General features: G+C 71.5%; 14 protein-coding genes. 7 read left to right on the forward strand and 7 right to left on the reverse strand.

Annotated features, from left to right (window positions below; translation table 11 throughout):
* The first annotated feature begins 131 nt into the window (after positions 1 to 131).
* The 5 genes from H181DRAFT_RS06765 (at position 132) to H181DRAFT_RS06785 (ending at position 6889) form a co-directional block, all read left to right on the forward strand.
* Positions 132 to 983, forward strand: coding sequence for a helix-turn-helix domain-containing protein (locus tag H181DRAFT_RS06765; protein WP_045863303.1), 852 nt, complete (start codon positions 132 to 134; stop codon positions 981 to 983).
* Position 984: 1 nt separating this feature from the next.
* Complete coding sequence (locus H181DRAFT_RS06770) at positions 985 to 1248, forward strand: DUF397 domain-containing protein (protein ID WP_078895543.1); 264 nt, start codon at positions 985 to 987, stop codon at positions 1246 to 1248.
* 68 nt (positions 1249 to 1316) lie between these two features.
* Positions 1317 to 2453, forward strand: a complete 1137-nt coding sequence (locus H181DRAFT_RS06775; protein ID WP_074467741.1) for a serine/threonine-protein kinase — start codon at positions 1317 to 1319, stop codon at positions 2451 to 2453.
* A 7-nt stretch (positions 2454 to 2460) separates the two neighbouring features.
* On the forward strand, positions 2461 to 4677 hold the full coding sequence (locus tag H181DRAFT_RS06780) for a protein kinase domain-containing protein (protein ID WP_074467742.1): 2217 nt from the start codon (positions 2461 to 2463) through the stop codon (positions 4675 to 4677).
* Between the two features lie 121 nt (positions 4678 to 4798).
* Positions 4799 to 6889 carry a protein kinase domain-containing protein gene (locus H181DRAFT_RS06785; RefSeq protein WP_045863305.1) on the forward strand — a complete coding sequence of 697 codons (2091 nt, stop codon included), beginning with the start codon at positions 4799 to 4801 and terminating at the stop codon, positions 6887 to 6889.
* A 70-nt stretch (positions 6890 to 6959) separates the two neighbouring features.
* Here the strand turns inward: H181DRAFT_RS06785 and H181DRAFT_RS06790 are convergent, their stop codons facing one another.
* Positions 6960 to 7604, reverse strand: coding sequence for a TerB family tellurite resistance protein (locus tag H181DRAFT_RS06790; protein WP_045863306.1), 645 nt, complete (start codon positions 7602 to 7604; stop codon positions 6960 to 6962).
* Positions 7605 to 7828: 224 nt separating this feature from the next.
* Positions 7829 to 9619 carry a 2-isopropylmalate synthase gene (gene leuA, locus H181DRAFT_RS06795; protein WP_045863307.1) on the reverse strand — a complete coding sequence of 597 codons (1791 nt, stop codon included), beginning with the start codon at positions 9617 to 9619 and terminating at the stop codon, positions 7829 to 7831.
* Positions 9620 to 10001: 382 nt separating this feature from the next.
* Between leuA and H181DRAFT_RS06800 the strand changes: the two genes are divergently transcribed.
* Both H181DRAFT_RS06800 and H181DRAFT_RS06805 read left to right on the forward strand, forming a co-directional pair.
* Positions 10002 to 11117, forward strand: a complete 1116-nt coding sequence (locus tag H181DRAFT_RS06800; RefSeq protein ID WP_045863308.1) for a M4 family metallopeptidase — start codon at positions 10002 to 10004, stop codon at positions 11115 to 11117.
* A gap of 143 nt (positions 11118 to 11260) precedes the next feature.
* Positions 11261 to 11527, forward strand: a complete 267-nt coding sequence (locus H181DRAFT_RS06805) for a protealysin inhibitor emfourin (RefSeq protein WP_045863527.1) — start codon at positions 11261 to 11263, stop codon at positions 11525 to 11527.
* 209 nt (positions 11528 to 11736) lie between these two features.
* Here the strand turns inward: H181DRAFT_RS06805 and era are convergent, their stop codons facing one another.
* From era to H181DRAFT_RS06830, 5 genes are all read right to left on the reverse strand, one after another.
* Entirely contained in the window at positions 11737 to 12705 is a 969-nt protein-coding gene (gene era, locus H181DRAFT_RS06810) for a GTPase Era (protein WP_074467744.1), read from the reverse strand.
* A 40-nt stretch (positions 12706 to 12745) separates the two neighbouring features.
* A complete protein-coding gene (locus H181DRAFT_RS06815) occupies positions 12746 to 13105 on the reverse strand; it encodes a cytidine deaminase (protein ID WP_045863528.1) in 360 nt (119 codons plus the stop codon).
* A gap of 79 nt (positions 13106 to 13184) precedes the next feature.
* Positions 13185 to 14522 (reverse strand): hemolysin family protein, encoded by a 1338-nt coding sequence (locus tag H181DRAFT_RS06820; RefSeq protein ID WP_045863310.1) that lies wholly within the window; start codon positions 14520 to 14522, stop codon positions 13185 to 13187.
* Positions 14519 to 15019: an rRNA maturation RNase YbeY gene (ybeY, locus tag H181DRAFT_RS06825; protein ID WP_045863311.1), complete on the reverse strand. Its 501-nt coding sequence runs from the start codon at positions 15017 to 15019 to the stop codon at positions 14519 to 14521. Before ybeY ends, H181DRAFT_RS06820 begins: the two co-directional genes overlap by 4 nt.
* A 12-nt stretch (positions 15020 to 15031) precedes the next feature.
* Complete coding sequence (locus H181DRAFT_RS06830) at positions 15032 to 16117, reverse strand: PhoH family protein (RefSeq protein WP_045863312.1); 1086 nt, start codon at positions 16115 to 16117, stop codon at positions 15032 to 15034.
* Positions 16118 to 16228 lie beyond the last annotated feature (111 nt).

Below are 16228 nucleotides of genomic sequence, written 5' to 3' on the forward strand. Positions count from 1 at the left end.
CGGCTAGCGTGCCAAGTAGTACGGGCTCCCGGCCGTGACGTGCGGAAGCGGTCCGCGGGGCCGTGGAAGCGGGGGAAAGCAGCCGGGCCCGGCGGGAACGACCGAGACCTGCGCACCAACGGCGGTGAACCATGCCCGGCCCCAAGGACATCGACGGCTCCGCGAGCCTTCCGACCTTCTACGGCAAGGAGTTGCGGTGGAAGCGGGAGCAGGCCGGGCTCACCCAGCAGAAGCTGGTCGACGGCAGCTTCTACGGCTCCAGCCACCTCAGCGAGATCGAGCGCGGCGAGCGGCGCATGCCGCTTGACCTGGCGCAGCACGTGGACCAAGTCCTGGGCACGGACGGCTTCTTCGCGCGGCGCTGCGAAGACGTGAGGAAGGCGAAACGGAGCGGGCACGCCAGCTATTTCGAGACCGTACTCGAAGCGGAGAAGCGCGCGGAAACCATTGAGGAGTGGAGCCCCACGCTGATTCCGGGGCTCTTGCAGACAGAACCGTATGCGCGGACGGTTCTGGAAAGTACACAGGTGCTGGGGTTCTCCGAAGAGGTCGACCTCAAGGTCAACGCCCGGCTGGCGAGGGCCAGTCTTTTCGATGAGGACGAGTCCCCGGTGTACTGGGTGGTCCTCCACGAGTCGTTGCTACGGCACCCCATTCTCCCTCCGCAGGAGATGGCCCACCAACTCGACCACATCGCGGAGTTGGGGAAGCGTCGCCGGATCATTCCGCAAATTCTTCCGTGGAATGCGGGGGTGCACCCGCTGATGCTCGGCTGCGTCACGATCACGACCTTTGCCGACGCCCCACCCATGGTCTACACGGAGGCTACATACAGCGGAGACACCGTCGATGATCCGAGCCTCGTACGGAAGTACCGGAGGTCGTACGATCTGCTCAGGGCCGTCGCACTGCCACCGAAGGCGTCCCTCGCCATGATCGAGGCAGCAGCAGAGGACTTTCGAAGTGACAAGCAACCAGGTTGACTTGAGTACCGCCCACTGGCGCAAGAGCACCTACAGCAACCCCGACGGCGGGAACTGCGTCGAGGTCGCCGAGCACTTCCCCGGCGCCGCACGCTGGCGCAAGTCCACCTACAGCAACCCCGACGGCGGCGACTGCGTCGAGGTCGCTGACGGTCTCACCGGCGTCGTTCCCGTACGGGATAGCAAGGTCCCCGACGGCCCCGCCGTGGTCTTCGGTGCGCGTGCCTGGTCGTCGTTCATCGGGCGGGTGAAGACCGGGCGCTGAAAATCCCGGAAGCCCTCCGCGGGCCGAGCTTGTAGGGTCTCGGTGTTTCGCATTCCACGGGGGGATCGATGAGTACCGGCACCGCGTACCGGAGCGCACCGTCAACTGTCGGGCCGTACACGGTCCTTACGCGCTTCGACGCCGACGTACCCGGTATTCCGCTGCCCGAGGAGCGGTTCGTCGCCCGCAGTCCGGACGGCGCGCACACCGTCCTGGTGAGCGTTCCGCTTCCGGGCGCGGACCCGGAGCGGTTCCGCGTCGAGGCCGAGGCGTCGCGCTATCTGCTCGGCCAGTGGGTGTCCCCGGCCACCCATGTGTCGGGCCCCGGCGAACTCCCGTGGCACGCCCGCCCGTATCTGCCCGCGCTGCCGCTCCCCACCGCGCTGGCCCTTCACGGAGGGCCCCTCCCGGAGCACACCGTACGGGCCCTCGGGGCGTGTCTCGCGGAGACCGTCGCCATCGCGCACGGGCAGGGCCTGTCCCATGCGGGCATCTCCCCCGGCGCCGTGCTGCTCGCGCACGACGGGCCGCGGCTCGCCTGCTTCGGGGCCGTACGGGCGGCGGCGCCGGACGGCGAGTCCCGTTCGGGGCTGCCGGGGCTGGAGTCCGGCAGCCTCCCGCCCGAGCAGGCCGCGGGGGGCCGCCCCCGGCCGCAGGGCGACATCTATGCCCTCGGCGCGACCATGGCCTACGCCGCCACCGGACACACCGTGCCCGAGCGGGAGGAACTCCCGGAGTCACTGCGCGGAATCGTCACTGCCTGCCTGGCACGCGATCCGGCCACCCGCCCGCATGCGGCCGATCTGATACGGGAGTTCACCGAACCCGTCGGGCCGCCCGGCGCCGCCCTCGCGGCGCCCGTCGCCGAAGTGGACTCGACGCCCGGGAACAGCGCGGGAGTCACACCGGCGCCCGGCTGGCTTCCGGGGCGGCTGACGGCGGCCGTCGCCCGTCAGTCGGCCGACGTGCTGGCCGCGGAGATCGACGCGACAGAGACCGCCCCACCGGTGCCGACCACCGAGCCGCCCCGGACCCCGGCCCCGGCCGCGTATCCCGGGCACCCGCCCGCCCCGCCCACTCCCGCGGACGGCGGGGGCCAACTCCCGGGCGCGTCCGGCGCGTTCGAGTCGGCGCCGCCGATGCCGTCCACGCCGCCGCCCACTCCCCCGTCCGCGCCTCCCGCGGCCCCGCACCTCCCGAAGTGACGACCTGATGCTCTCTCCCCTCACCCACGACGACCCGCCCGGCTTCGGCCCGTACCAGCTCCTCGCCCGGCTCGGCAGCGGTGGCATGGGCACCGTCTATCTGGCCCGCTCGCCGGGCGGGCGCACCGTCGCGCTGAAGACGATGCACCGGCGCATCGCCGCCGACGCCGACTTCCGCACCCGGTTCCGGCTGGAGACGGACGCGGCCCGGGTCATCGGCGGGCAGCACGGCGCCGAGGTCGTCGACGCCGACCCCGGCGCGGAAACCCCCTGGCTGGCCACGGAGTACGTGCTCGGCCCGCCGCTCGACGACGCCGTGGAAGGCTCGGGCCCGCTGCCCGAACCCACCGTCCGGGCCGTGGGAGCCGCGCTCTGCGCCGCACTCGGACAGCTGCACCGCTCGGACGTGGTGCACCGCGACCTCAAGCCGTCCAACATCATGCTCACGGCGTACGGTCCGAAGCTCATCGACTTCGGCATCGCACGCGCCATCGGCGACGCGCGCCTCACCCGGACCGGCAACACGGCCGGCACGCCCGCCTTCATGTCGCCCGAGCAGGCTTCGGGCCAGGAACACACCCCGGCGGGCGACGTGTTCGCGCTCGCGGGCGTGCTCGTCTTCGCGGCGACGGGGCAGGCGGCCTTCGGCTGGGGTCAGGCCGCCGACCTGCTCTACCGGGTCCAGTACACCGAGCCGGATCTGTCGGCCGTACCGGCCGGGCTCGCACCGGTCCTGGCGCAGGCACTCGACAAGGATCCGGCCCGGCGGCCCACCACCGGCGAACTGGCCGCCCGGCTCCACGACGGCGGCGGGGAGTTCGCCGACCATCTGACGGTGCCGCTGCTCACCGAGATCGGACGGCGCGCGGCGGAGGTCTGGCAGTTCACCCCCGCACGCCTCCCGGCGCCCGCCGGCGCGCCCCCGGAGCCCGTGGCGGAACCGCCGGCGGCCGGGCCGTCACGGCGCAAGATGCTGCTGATGGGCGGCGGTTCGGCACTGGCGGCCGCGGCCGGTGCGGGCGCGTGGGTGTGGTGGGGGACGGACGGCACGCCCTACCAGAAGCCCGGCGCGGGGCCCGAGGTCAGCGCACCTCCGAAGAAGAAGGAGAACTCGGAGTGGCAGTGGCAGGTGGCGCACGAAGACTCCGAGGACACGGCCCCGGGTGCCCCGTTCGTCGTCGGTGACATGGTCGCCTTCGTGGCCGGGCAGGGCCTCAACGCCGCCGACGCCGCGAGCGGGACGATCAAGTGGCAGTCCGACGCGCTGGAGAGCACGTACCGGACCGCCACGGACGGCAAGCGCATCTACCGCATCTGCGAACCCGAGGAGGCCGAGGGGAACAAGGGCAAGCCCGGCGGCTTCCCGCTCCTCGTCGCCACCGTCGGACTCGACGACGGAAAGACCGGCAAGGCGTTCGCGGAGATCACGGACGTCAACGGGGTCATCCACATGAACCAGCTGCTGTGCGCGGCCGACGGCGTCCTCTACCTGGCCGCGGGAGCGGGAGAGTACGGGGTCGGGTACAAGTTCGAGGACGGCCAGTCCTGGAAGCTGATCGCCGTCGACGCCGGGAGCGGGAGGAGGCGCTGGTCCCAGCCGGTCAAGGGCCGCGCCCAGGGAAGGGAACGGCTGCTGTTCCTCTCCGCCGCGGTCGCCGGCGGCCGCCTCGTACTGCTGCGGGAGCAGGACGACGGCACGGTGCGCGTCACCGTCCACGACGCCGGCTCCGGAGAGGCCGTCTGGGAGAAGCCCCTCGACGTCCCGAGGAAGGAACTGGACCGGGACCCGCTGACCACGGACGGCGACCACCTCTATGTGGGCGGCGGCAGCCTGCGCGCACTGAGGCTGAGCAGCGGGCGCGAGACGTGGTCCACGCGGGCGCGCGGCTCCGGGAGCCGTTTCGGTCTGCCGTCGGTGAAGGACGGTGTGGTGTACGCGGTGGAGAAGGGCCGCGGAGTGGTGGCCCTCGACGCCCGCACCGGGAAGCGTGCGTGGACGGAGCAGGGGGGCGACGGCGCGCGGGCCGGCACCGGCGACAGGCCCGTCATCGGCTCCGCCCATGTGTACAGCGCGAGCCCGGCCGGGCTGCGGGCGATCGACATCTCGTCGCACAACACGGCCGCGACGTACAAGACGCGGGGCGACCGCTTCGTCGCCCACGAACGCGCCGAGATGATCATCGCCTTCGGCGGCCGGTTCATCGCGGGCTACCCCCTCAAGTGACCGCCATGACCGCCGAGTTCACAGCCGCCCGAGCAGTCCCGCGCCGCGAAGCCGCGCGCCGCCGCCCTGGTGCCGCGTACCGGGCGCCCGTCCACGTCCCCGAGCAGACAGCAAGGCGATCATGAAACCCCTCAGCACCGGCGACCCCCTCCGCCTCGGCCCGTACCGCCTGCTCGGCGTCCTCGGGGAAGGCGGCATGGGCAAGGTCTATGTCGGACAGGACGCCGCCGGAACCGTCTCCGCCGTGAAGGTCCTGCACCCCGAACTCGCCCACGAGCAGAACCTCGCCCAGCGCTTCGTCCGCGAGGCGCAGGCGGCGCAGGCCGTGACGAGCCGCGGCGTCGCGCGGGTGCTGGGGGCGCAGACGGAGGGCGGGCGGCCGTGGATCGCCACCGAGTTCCTGGCGGGGCCGACGCTCGACCAGGCGGTCAAGGCGCACGGACCGTTCGGGGACGCGGCCCTGCGCTCCCTGTCGGCGTCGCTGGCGTCCACGCTGGCCGACATCCACGCCACGGGCCTCATCCACCGCGACCTCAAGCCGCAGAACATCGTCCTCACCTCCGGCGGGCCGCGCATCATCGACTTCGGCATCGCCCGTCCCGAGCACGGCCTCACCCTCACCACCACCGGCCAGGTCCCGGTCACACCCGGGTACGGCGCTCCCGAGCAGGTGCTGGGCAAGCGGGTGGCGGCACCGGCCGACGTGTTCTCGCTCGGGGCCGTCCTCGTGTACGCGGCGAGCGGCGAGCGGGCGTTCGACGGCGGGCATGTGGCGGCGCTGCAGTACGAGGTCGTGCACGGCGAACCCCGGCTGGACGGCATACCCGAGGCGCTGCGGGCGCTCATCGCCCCCTGCCTCGCCAAGGACCCCGCGGCCCGGCCGACCCCCGCGCAGATCGTGACCGGCTTCGCTCCGCCGCGCGGCGCCGACCGCGTGTGGAAGCGCGGCGCGCTCGCCTCCGACATCAAGGAACGCGAGCGCTCGGTCAAGGAGCTGACCACGGTCACGTCGGGCGCGGGGCCGGGGCGTCCGCTGGCGCGGCGGCGGCTGCTGATCGGGCTGACGGCGGGCGGCGTGGCCGTCGCCGGGAGCGGCGGCGCCGGGGCGTGGTGGCTGAGCTCCAAGAGGTCGCAGGAGAGCCGCTTCGCCTTCCCGCGCGCCGTCGCCACCCCGAAGGCCAACGTGCTGTCCGCCGACAACGGCGACTACATCGCGGGCGAGCCGCCCAAGGCCCTCTGGAAGCACGAGCGGGTGCTGGACCTGGAGAGCCCGGCGGTCCTGCCCGTACGGGACGTCGTGGTCTTCGGCGGCGTGGACGGCGGTCTCGTGGCCCACAACGTCGTCGACGGCAAGCGGCGCTGGACGGCGCCGGAAGTGGAGTGCAAGGCCCGCTTCCTGTCGCTCTCCGACCGGCTGGTCGCCGCCGTCGACGAGGAGGGCACCCTGCGCACCTACGTCCCCTCCACCGGCGAGCCGAAGTGGACGGCCCGCGTCAAGGCGGAGTCGCTGCTGGCGGCGGACGGCGAGGCGGTGTATCTGGCCACGGAGGACGGCGAGTTGCGCAGCGTGCGCCGCTCCGACGCGAGGGTCCGGTGGACGAGGCGCGTTCCGCGGGGCTTCGGCAAGGTGCTGCCGCCGGGCATCGCGGGCGGCGGGCGCCTCGTGGTGTCCACCGAGGACGGCCACGTACTGGCGCTCGACACGAGCGACGGCAGCAAGGCGTGGGAGGTGCGCGAGCAGTCGGACGGGCTGATCCGTCCGGCCCGCTACCGCAACACCGTCTACCTGGGCGGCGTCTGCCTCACCGCACGTGCCATCACGGACGGGGCGGAGCTGTGGTCGAAGACGTCGCGGGACGCCTACGGGGAGCAGGAGACGTGGGGCCCGCCGATCGCCTCCGCGAACGCCGTGTACGCGGCGCACGGCGCGTGGCCGAGCTGCAGGAGAGCGAACGACGGCGCCAAGGTCCTGGACGGGCGGTCGTCGTGCATGGTCGGCAGTCCGCTGACCGTGCAGGCCAACTCCCTGTGGTCGGTCGGCGAAGAGGAGGCGGATCAAGTGAACGCCGTCTACGCGGAGGACGGCCGCGTGCTCTGGGACTACCCGGTGCCCGGGGACCCGGGCGAGAAGGTGGGCCGCTGGCTCGTGGGCGGCGGGAACCGTGTGTTCGTGATGAACGACACCGCCCTGTTCGTGCTGCCGGTCGCCTGAGACTGCCGGTCGCCTGAGACCGCCTTGCCCTCCTGGGACCCTCCTGGGTTGCGAGGGCCGGGGCGCGCGGTCAGGAGGGCGTGCGGGCGGCCTGGGTGAGGAGCCGGTCCACCTCGTCCTCGTCGATCCGCAGCGACCTGCCCACCGCCTCCAGCGCCGCCCGCTCGGCGGCCTGGTACTGGCCGTCGGCCAGCGCGATCCGCGCACCGTGCAGCAGCAGGCTCTCGCGGCCCGCCGCGGCGAGATGGGGTGCGAGCGGCGCCAGCGCTTCGTGCAGTTCGATCTCGGCCGTGACACTGCCGGCGAGGGCGCGCTCGGCCCTCAACGCGGCGAGCAGGGTCATCAGCCGGTCCTCGGTGCACTCGGTGAAGCCCGCATCCCGCACGGTGGCCACGGCGGTCTCGCGGGCCGTACGGCTCTCGCAGCCGCCGGCGGTCAGCACGGTGAGCGCGATGGTGTGCACGGCCTCGCGCAGCAGGGCGGCGAGGCGGTACGAGGTGGGGTGGTCGAGGCTCTCCGTGCCGAAGTGGCCGCGGCAGGCGGCGCATTCGAGGACGGGCGGGACCGTGCCGCGGGTCAGGAGCGGGACGCCGAGGAGGACGAAGCGGCGCCGGCCGTTGCGGCGGCGGTAGCTGCGGTCGCCTCCGCAGGCGGGGCAGAAGAAGTCTCCGTCGCCCACTGTGCGCCAGCTGGTCCGTACGCCTGCGAGGCGCATCCCACGACCACCCTGCGACCCGTGTTCCCGCTGGTCACGAGAGTGCCTCACGCCGCTCACGCCGTACCTCCGTCACGAATTCGGCCACTCTGCCGGTGAACGTGATGTTAACCACAGGTCAGTTGCGGCGTCAGCCCCTCACCGGAGCGGATTCCCCGGCGGGCCGTGAGCGGGCGGTGACGGAAGCGGGCCCCACCCCGGGGGGGGGGGCCCGCCGGCGGGGCTCAGCGCGTGGCGCGGTTGACCGCCGAGACGACGGCCTTGATCGAGGCGCGGACGATGTTGGCGTCGATGCCCACGCCCCACAGCACCTTGTCGCCGACAGCGCACTCGATGTACGCGGCGGCCTCGGCACCCGCGCCCTCGCTCATCGTGTGCTCGACGTAGTCCAGCAGCCGCACGTCCACGTCCACGGCCTGCAGCGCGTCGAAGAACGCGGCCAGCGGGCCGTTGCCGGTGCCCTCCAGCACGACGTCCTCGCCGTCGACCGTCGCCTCCACGGTGACGGCGTCCTGCCCGTCGACGGTCGTCGAGGTCTGCCCCGCACGCAGGGCGACACGGCCCCAGGGGTTGTCGGGGGTGGGCAGGTACTCGTGCTGGAAGATCTGCCAGATGTCGGCGGGGGTGACCTCGCCGCCCTCGCTGTCCGTCCGCTCCTGGATGATCTTGGAGAACTCGACCTGCATCCTGCGCGGCAGGTCCAGGCTGTGCTCGCCCTTCAGCACGTACGCGATGCCGCCCTTGCCGGACTGGGAGTTGACGCGGATGACCGCCTCGTAGGAGCGGCCCACGTCCTTGGGGTCGATGGGCAGGTACGGGACCGCCCACTCCAGCTCGTCGACGGTCTTGCCCTCCCGTTCGGCGCGTACCTCCATCGCCTCGAAGCCCTTCTTGATGGCGTCCTGGTGGGAGCCGGAGAAGGAGGTGTAGACGAGGTCGCCGACGTAGGGGTGCCGGGAGTGGACCTCCATCTGGTTGCAGTACTCGGCGGTGCGCTTGACCTCGTCGATCTTCGAGAAGTCGATCTGCGGGTCGACGCCCTGGCTGAAGAGGTTCATGCCCAGCGTGACGAGGTCGACGTTGCCGGTGCGCTCGCCCTGGCCGAACAGGCAGCCCTCGATGCGGTCCGCACCCGCCATGATCGCCAGTTCGGCGGCGGCGACGGCGGTCCCGCGGTCGTTGTGCGGGTGCACGGACAGGCACACGTGCTCGCGGCGCGTCAGGTTCCGCGACATCCACTCGAAGCGGTCGGCGTGCGTCGAGGGTGTCGAACGCTCCACCGTCGCGGGCAGGTTGAGGATGATCTCTCGGCCGTCCTCCGGCTGCCAGACGTCCATGACGCTCTCGCAGACCTCCAGCGCGAAGTCCAGCTCCGTGTCGGTGAAGATCTCCGGGCTGTACTGGTAGCCGAAGCAGGTGCGGTCGTCCAGCAGCTTCTCCGCGTACTCCACCACCAGGCGCGTACCGTCCACGGCGATCTGCCGGACCTGCTCCCGGGTGCCGCGGAAGACGACCTCGCGGAAGACCGGCGCCGTCGCATTGTAGAGGTGGACGGTGGCGTTGCGGGCGCCCTTCAGGGACTCCACCGTGCGCTCGATCAGCTCCTCACGGGCCTGTGTGAGGACGGAGATCGTCACGTCGTCGGGGATCGCCCCCTCCTCGATGATGGAGCGCACGAAGTCGAAGTCCGTCTGCCCGGAGGCGGGGAACCCGACCTCGATCTCCTTGTAGCCCATCGACACCAGCAGGTCGAACATCGCGCGCTTGCGGGCGGGCGACATGGGGTCGATCAGGGCCTGGTTGCCGTCCCGCAGGTCCGTGGAGAGCCAGCGGGGCGCCTGGGTGATGCGCTTGTCGGGCCAGGTGCGGTCCGGGATGGCGACGGCCTCGTACGGTCCGTACTTGTGCACGGGCATGCCGGAGGGCTTCTGCTGCACGGTCGCCGCGGTGACGGGGGTGGGGCGTCCGACGGAATCGGAGGACGCAGAGGATGCGGAGGCTGCGGAGGAATTCATGTGCGTGGGCTCCAGAGCGCGGAGGATGCTCCGCGGGGTTGGCTTCGAGGGCCGACGGTGGCAGCACCGGTCTCCGCGGGGAGGGGGTCGGCCGTACGACTACAGACCCTCGCCGCGGCAGCTAAGAAGCAGCAGCCCGAAACGCATGATGCGGCGAGTCTAACGGAGAGCACCGGAAGCGCGGACTCCGTATCACCATGCGGGACGGTGCATGACCTCACCCTGATCCGCCCGCAGCCGCCGGATCCGGGACGTCTTGCGGAAATCCGCACGGAAGAGCAGAGGCCGCTCCGCGCAAGGGAGTTGACCACATCTGCACCCCTTCGTACCAATCACCACCGCAGGGAGTGACAGAACGATGACCCTGTGCCACTTTGCAGGGATGGACGCACACTCGAAGCGCACCGGGCACACACACCGCGTACACGCCGTCTTCTGCCCCATCGTCCCGCCGCACGTCCTGGACCACCTCTCCCGCTCCGGCGACCCGGTGCTCTACGAGCCCGCTCGCCGCACCCTCGAACAGGACGCGCTGCAGCGCACCCGCCGCCGGATCACCACCGTCCGCATGACGGCGGACCCTGCCGCGCCGGGAGAGACCCCTGACGCGGAGAAGAAGCCGCGACGCACGATCAGCGACGCCGAACACCGGGAGCAGCTGCCGGGGACGAAGGTGCGCTCCGAGGGCGAGGACCCCACGGACGACGCCAGCGTCAACCGTGCGTACGCGGGACTCGGCGCCACCTTCGACCTGTTCCTCAAGGCGTTCTCGCGCTTCTCGATCGACGGTGCCGGCATGCCGCTCGACGCGACCGTGCACTACGGAGAGAAGTACGGCAACGCGTTCTGGGACGGCGAGCGCATGGTCTTCGGGGACGGCGACGGTGAGGTCTTCCGCGACTTCACACTGCCCGTCGACGTCATCGGCCACGAGCTGACGCACGGCGTGACGCAGCACACGGCGAACCTCGCCTACTTCGGGCAGTCCGGCGCGCTCAACGAGTCGGTCTCCGACGTGTTCGGCTCCCTCATCAAGCAGTACGGACTGGGCCACAGCGCCGACCAGGCCGACTGGCTCATCGGCGACGGCCTGTTCACCGACCGCGTCGAAGGCGTCGCGCTGCGCTCGATGAAGGCGCCCGGCACCGCGTACGACGACGACGTGCTCGGAAAGGACCCGCAGCCGGCGACGATGGAGGACTACGTGCACACCGGCTCCGACAACGGCGGCGTGCACATCAACTCGGGCATCCCCAACCACGCGTTCTACCGGCTGGCCACAGAACTCGGCGGCAACGCGTGGGAGCGCGCGGGCCAGATCTGGTACGACGCCCTCACCTCCGGCGACCTCACACCCGACGCCGACTTCGCCGCGTTCGCGGGCGTCACCGTCTCCGCCGCCGGCTCCCGCTTCGGGGAAGGCGGCCCCGAGCGGGAAGCGGTGGTCAAGTCGTGGTCGGCGGTAGGGGTTTCACCGGCCGAGCAGGCTCCGGCGTAGGCCGGGCCGGCAACGCCGGGAGGCCGCCGACCGCGACGCGGAGGTGCGCTGAACCGGGCCGGGCCGTACCGAGGGCACCGGCACCGGCCCGGTTCAGCGCGACGGGGAGGCAAACCGGCGGCGACGGCGGCAGGATGGAGTCCATGCGTATCACCGTCACCCGCAGCGGCGGCTTCGCGGGCATCGTCCGCAGCGCCACGCTGGACACCCGACAGCAGCCTGACGCGGCCGAGTTGGCCGAACTGGCCCGCACCGCTCTCGACGAGGGCCGGGGTGCGCCCGGCCCCGTCGTCCCCGACGGCTTCTTCTACGAGGTCGAGATCGACGGTGAGATGCTCCAGTGGGCGGACCCGCGGCTCACCGAGGCCCAGTCCGCGCTGGTGAAGAAGGTGCTGAGCGAAGGCTCCTAGGGTCTCTCGTTCGGATCTTCGCGGATCGGGCCGCAGCGTCGGATGCGGTACGTCGCGAGGCGGAGGACCGTCCTCGTACTGGGGTCCCCCATGCCGCAGGCCAGGGGCGTACTCGGACGACTCCGGCAACGCTGGGGGCACCACCCGCGAAGCGGGGGCGGATGTGCGTGCCCGTCGCCGCGAGCAAGGCGAGATGTGTCGGACAGGCCCTAGAAGCCCAGCCGCCGCAGCGCCTTGGGGTCGCGCTGCCAGTCCTTCGCGACCTTCACATGCAGGTCCAGGTAGACGGGCGTGCCCAGGAGCGCCTCGATGTGGACGCGTGAGGCCGTGCCGACCTCCTTGAGGCGCTTGCCCTTCGGGCCGATGACGATGCCCTTCTGGCTGGGCCGCTCCAGGAAGATGTTCGCGTGGATGTCCAGCAGGGGCCGGTCGGCCGGGCGGTCCTCCCTGGGCAGCATCTCCTCGACGACGACGGCGATGGAGTGCGGCAGTTCGTCGCGCACGCCCTCGAGCGCCGCCTCGCGGATGAGCTCGGCGACCATGACCTGCTCCGGCTCGTCCGTCAGGTCGCCGTCCGGGTAGAGCGGCGGGCCTTCGGGCAGCAGCGGCACGAGCAGGTCGGCCAGGAGCGGCACCTGCCGGTCCTCCACCGCGGAGACCGGGACGATCTCCGCCCACTCGAAGCCGGCCTCCTTGCCCAGGCGGTCCACGGCGATCAGCTGCTCGGCGAGCGCCTTGGAGCCGACGAGGTCGGACTTGGTGACGACGGCGACCTTCGGCGTCCGCTTGAGGCCGGCCAGTTCACCCGCGATGAAGCGGTCCCCCGGGCCGATCTTCTGGTCGGCGGGCAGGCAGAACCCGATGACGTCGACCTCGGCCCACGTCGTGCGGACGACGTCGTTGAGCCGCTCCCCCAGCAGCGTGCGCGGCTTGTGCAGTCCGGGGGTGTCGACGAGGACGAGCTGCGCCTCGGGCCTGTGCACGATGCCGCGCACCGTGTGCCTCGTCGTCTGCGGCCGGTTGGAGGTGATCGCGACCTTCGTCCCCACCAGCGCGTTCGTGAGCGTCGACTTGCCGGCGTTGGGGCGCCCTACGAAGCAGGCGAAGCCGGAGCGGTGCGGCGCCGTAGCGGTCTCGTCCGCGGGCGAATCGGGGGAGGGTGCATCCATGGCGCCCATTGTCCCCGATCGGGTGAGTGCCCCCGACCGGCCGGTGCGCTCAGCCCGCGGTGACCGTCGCCCGCAGCTTCCCGTCAGGGCCCGCCAGCAGCACAGTCGTGGCTTCGCCCGACAGGTCGTGCACTGCGGAGAGGTCCGCCGCGGGGATCAGCTCGGCCTCCGTCACCACGGCCGCCGCCTCCAGTGACGCCGCGCCCGAGGCGACCGCCATGGCGACCGCCGTCTGCAGGGCGCTCAGTTTCAGCGAGGCCAGGGCGACCGTGCCCGCCACATACGTGCGGCCCGTCTCGTCGCGCACCGCCGCCCCCTCCGGAACGCCGTTGCGGGCGCGGGCGCTGCGCGCCAGCGTGAGGAGCTTGCGGTCCTCCGGGTCCAGCGCCTGGTCACTCTGGTCACTCATGCGTCCGAGCATATGACGCGGCTCTGACCGGCTCCGGCGGGGGCCCGGCGGACCGGAACCCCCACCGCCCCGACGCTGCTCAGGCGTTGGCGGCCTCGTCCGCGGAGCGGCCGTCCGCGCCCTCCTCGGAGCGCACCGGCTCCACGAGCACCGTGACGATCCGGTTCCGGCGCCCGGCCGGAGCCTCCGCGGTCAGCCGCAGCGCCGTGAGCGTCGGGTCGGAGCGGTCCTCCGTGACGTCGACCGTCGCCTTCGCCCCGGCGATGGGCACCCGCCCAAGCGACTTCGCGAGCAGGCCCCCGACCGTCTCCACGTCCTCGTCGTCCAGGCCGACCAGGTCGTACAGCTCGCCCAGGTCACCGATGTCGAGCCGGGCCGTGACGCGGTACCGGCCCTCCCCCAGCTCCTCCACGGGCGGCAGCTCGCGGTCGTACTCGTCGGTGATCTCTCCGACGATCTCCTCCAGGATGTCCTCGATGGTCACGATGCCCGCCGTGCCGCCGTACTCGTCGATGACGACCGCGACGTGGATGCGGTCCTGCTGCATCTCGCGGAGCAGATCGCCCGCGTTCTTCGTGTCCGGGACGAACGTGGCGGGACGCATCGCCGTGGAGACGAGCTCGGTCTCCGCCTCACGGCTGATGTGCACCCTGCGGGCCAGGTCCTTGAGATAGACGATGCCGACGATGTCGTCCTCGCTCTCCCCCACCACGGGGATGCGGGAGAAGCCCGACCGCAGCGCCAGCGTGAGCGCCTGCCTTATCGTCTTGAACCGCTCGATCGTGATCAGGTCCGTACGCGGAACCATCACCTCGCGCACGATCGTGTCGCCGAGCTGGAAGACGGAGTGCACCATCTTCCGCTCCTCGGCCTCGATCAGCGACTCCTGCTCGGCGAGGTCCACCAGCGCCCGCAGCTCCGCCTCGCTCGCGAACGGGCCCTTTCGGAAGCCCTTTCCGGGCGTCAGCGCGTTGCCCAGCAGGATCAGCAGCTGCGGCACCGGGCCCAGGATGCGTACGAGCGGCACCAGGACGTACGACGCGGCCGTGGCCGTGTTCAGCGGATGCTGGCGGCCGATGGTGCGCGGTGAGACGCCGATCGCGACGTAGCTGACCAGCACCATCACGCCCATCGCGACCACGAGTGCCTGCCACGTCTCATCAAGGACACGCAGGCACGTGTAGGTCACGAGGACGCCCGAGGCGACCTCGCAGGCGACGCGGACCAGCAGCGCAAGATTCAGATAGCGCGTCGGGTCCGCCGCGACCACGGCCAGCCGCTCCGCACCGCGCCGCCCCTGCCGTACCGCTTCCTCCGCGCGGAAGCTGGTCGTCCGCGCCAGGCCGGCCTCCGCGCAGGCGGCAAGCCAGGCCAGGACGACCAGCAGCGCCGCCGCGGCGACGAACTGCGCGGTCACGACGTCGTGGTGGGGGCCGGGGAGGGGCCGGTGAGGCCCTGCTCCGCACGCCAGCCGTCCAGGATCGCGGACTGCAGGCTGAACATCTCCGCCCTCTCCGACGGCTCCTCGTGGTCGTACCCCAGCAGGTGCAGCACGCCGTGGACGGTGAGCAGCTGGAGCTCCTCGTCCATGGAGTGCTGCGTGGGGGCGTCGGCTCCCTGCCGTTCGGCGACCTCGGGGCACAGGACGATGTCACCGAGCAGGCCCTGCGGCGGATCCTCCTCGTCCCGGACCGGCGGACGCAGTTCGTCCATCGGGAAGGACATCACGTCCGTCGGGCCGGGCAGGTCCATCCACTGCAGGTGGAGCTGCTCCATGGCGTCGGAGTCGACGACGATGACGGAGAGCTCCGAGAGCGGGTGGATGCGCATCCGGCCCAGGGCATAGCGGGCGATGTCGAGCAGCGCCGCCTCGTCGACCTTGCGGCCGGATTCGTTGTTGACGTCGATCGTCATGACGCGTCGGTCTCAGCGCTTTCCGTTGGGGCTGCGGTCGCCGGCTCGGGCCGGGCCGTCGTGACCGTGCCCTCTGCCGGACTCGGCCTCGTTGCGGTCGTCGTAGCGGGCGTAGGCGTCGACGATGCGCCCGACGAGCTTGTGGCGCACCACGTCCGAGCTGTCGAGTTCGGCGAAGTGCACGTCCGGGACGCCGCCGAGGATCTCGCGGACCTGCCGCAGACCGCTCTTCGTACCGCCCGGGAGGTCGACCTGCGTGACGTCTCCGGTGATGACGATCTGCGAGTCGAAGCCGAGCCGGGTGAGGAACATCTTCATCTGCTCGGGGTTCGTGTTCTGCGCCTCGTCGAGGATGATGAAGGCGTCGTTCAGGGTCCGGCCCCTCATGTAGGCCAGAGGTGCGACCTCGATCGTCCCGGCGGCCATCAGGCGCGGGATGGAGTCCGGGTCGAGCATGTCGTGCAGGGCGTCGTAGAGCGGACGCAGATACGGGTCGATCTTCTCGTAGAGCGTGCCCGGCAGGAATCCCAGGCGCTCCCCCGCCTCGACCGCCGGCCGCGTGAGGATGATGCGGTTGACCTGCTTGGACTGCAGTGCCTGCACGGCCTTGGCCATCGCGAGGTAGGTCTTGCCCGTGCCCGCCGGGCCGATGCCGAAGACGACCGTGTGCTTGTCGATCGCGTCGACGTAGCGCTTCTGGTTGAGCGTCTTGGGGCGGATCGTGCGGCCGCGGTTGGAGAGGATGTTCTGCGTGAGCACCTCGGCGGGCGTCTCGGTGGCGGACCCCCTGCCGTCCCGCTGGTCCCGGAGCATCGCGATGGTGCGCTCCACCGCGTCCTCCGTCATGGGCTGGCCGGTGCGCAGGACGAGCATCATCTCGTCGAAGAGGCGCTGGATGAGGGCGACCTCCGCGGGTTCTCCCGTGGCGCTGATCTCGTTGCCACGCACGTGGATGTCCGCGGCGGGGAAGGCCTGCTCGATCACGCGGAGCAGGGAGTCGCCGGAGCCCAGCACCGTCACCATGGGGTGCTTGGCCGGAACGGTGAAGCGGGCCGTCTCCTGCGGGGAGCCCGCCTGATTCGTCGTTGTCTGCGTCATGGGTGACCCGTTCGGGCCTTCCTCATCCCTCTCTGCATCAGCCGGCACTTGGCTTCCAACAATACGACGGGCGACTGACAAGCCAGAACGGTTTACCCGCTCCCGCGGGCG

Origin of the sequence: Streptomyces sp. WMMB 714 (genome assembly GCF_900090125.1) — a bacterium.
In the GTDB taxonomy this organism is placed as follows: domain Bacteria; phylum Actinomycetota; class Actinomycetes; order Streptomycetales; family Streptomycetaceae; genus Streptomyces; species Streptomyces daqingensis.

Bases quoted from the DNA above. Each gene is read 5' to 3' on its own strand.
- H181DRAFT_RS06765 (WP_045863303.1), top strand. From the start codon at position 132: ATGCCCGGCCCCAAGGACATCGACGGCTCCGCGAGCCTTCCGACCTTC.
- H181DRAFT_RS06775 (WP_074467741.1), top strand. From the start codon at position 1,317: ATGAGTACCGGCACCGCGTACCGGAGCGCACCGTCAACTGTCGGGCCG.
- H181DRAFT_RS06780 (WP_074467742.1), top strand. From the start codon at position 2,461: ATGCTCTCTCCCCTCACCCACGACGACCCGCCCGGCTTCGGCCCGTAC.
- H181DRAFT_RS06785 (WP_045863305.1), top strand. From the start codon at position 4,799: ATGAAACCCCTCAGCACCGGCGACCCCCTCCGCCTCGGCCCGTACCGC.
- H181DRAFT_RS06790 (WP_045863306.1), bottom strand. From the start codon at position 7,604: ATGCGCCTCGCAGGCGTACGGACCAGCTGGCGCACAGTGGGCGACGGA.
- leuA (WP_045863307.1), bottom strand. From the start codon at position 9,619: ATGAATTCCTCCGCAGCCTCCGCATCCTCTGCGTCCTCCGATTCCGTC.
- H181DRAFT_RS06800 (WP_045863308.1), top strand. From the start codon at position 10,002: ATGGACGCACACTCGAAGCGCACCGGGCACACACACCGCGTACACGCC.
- H181DRAFT_RS06805 (WP_045863527.1), top strand. From the start codon at position 11,261: ATGCGTATCACCGTCACCCGCAGCGGCGGCTTCGCGGGCATCGTCCGC.
- era (WP_074467744.1), bottom strand. From the start codon at position 12,705: ATGGGCGCCATGGATGCACCCTCCCCCGATTCGCCCGCGGACGAGACC.
- H181DRAFT_RS06815 (WP_045863528.1), bottom strand. From the start codon at position 13,105: ATGAGTGACCAGAGTGACCAGGCGCTGGACCCGGAGGACCGCAAGCTC.
- ybeY (WP_045863311.1), bottom strand. From the start codon at position 15,019: ATGACGATCGACGTCAACAACGAATCCGGCCGCAAGGTCGACGAGGCG.
- H181DRAFT_RS06830 (WP_045863312.1), bottom strand. From the start codon at position 16,117: ATGACGCAGACAACGACGAATCAGGCGGGCTCCCCGCAGGAGACGGCC.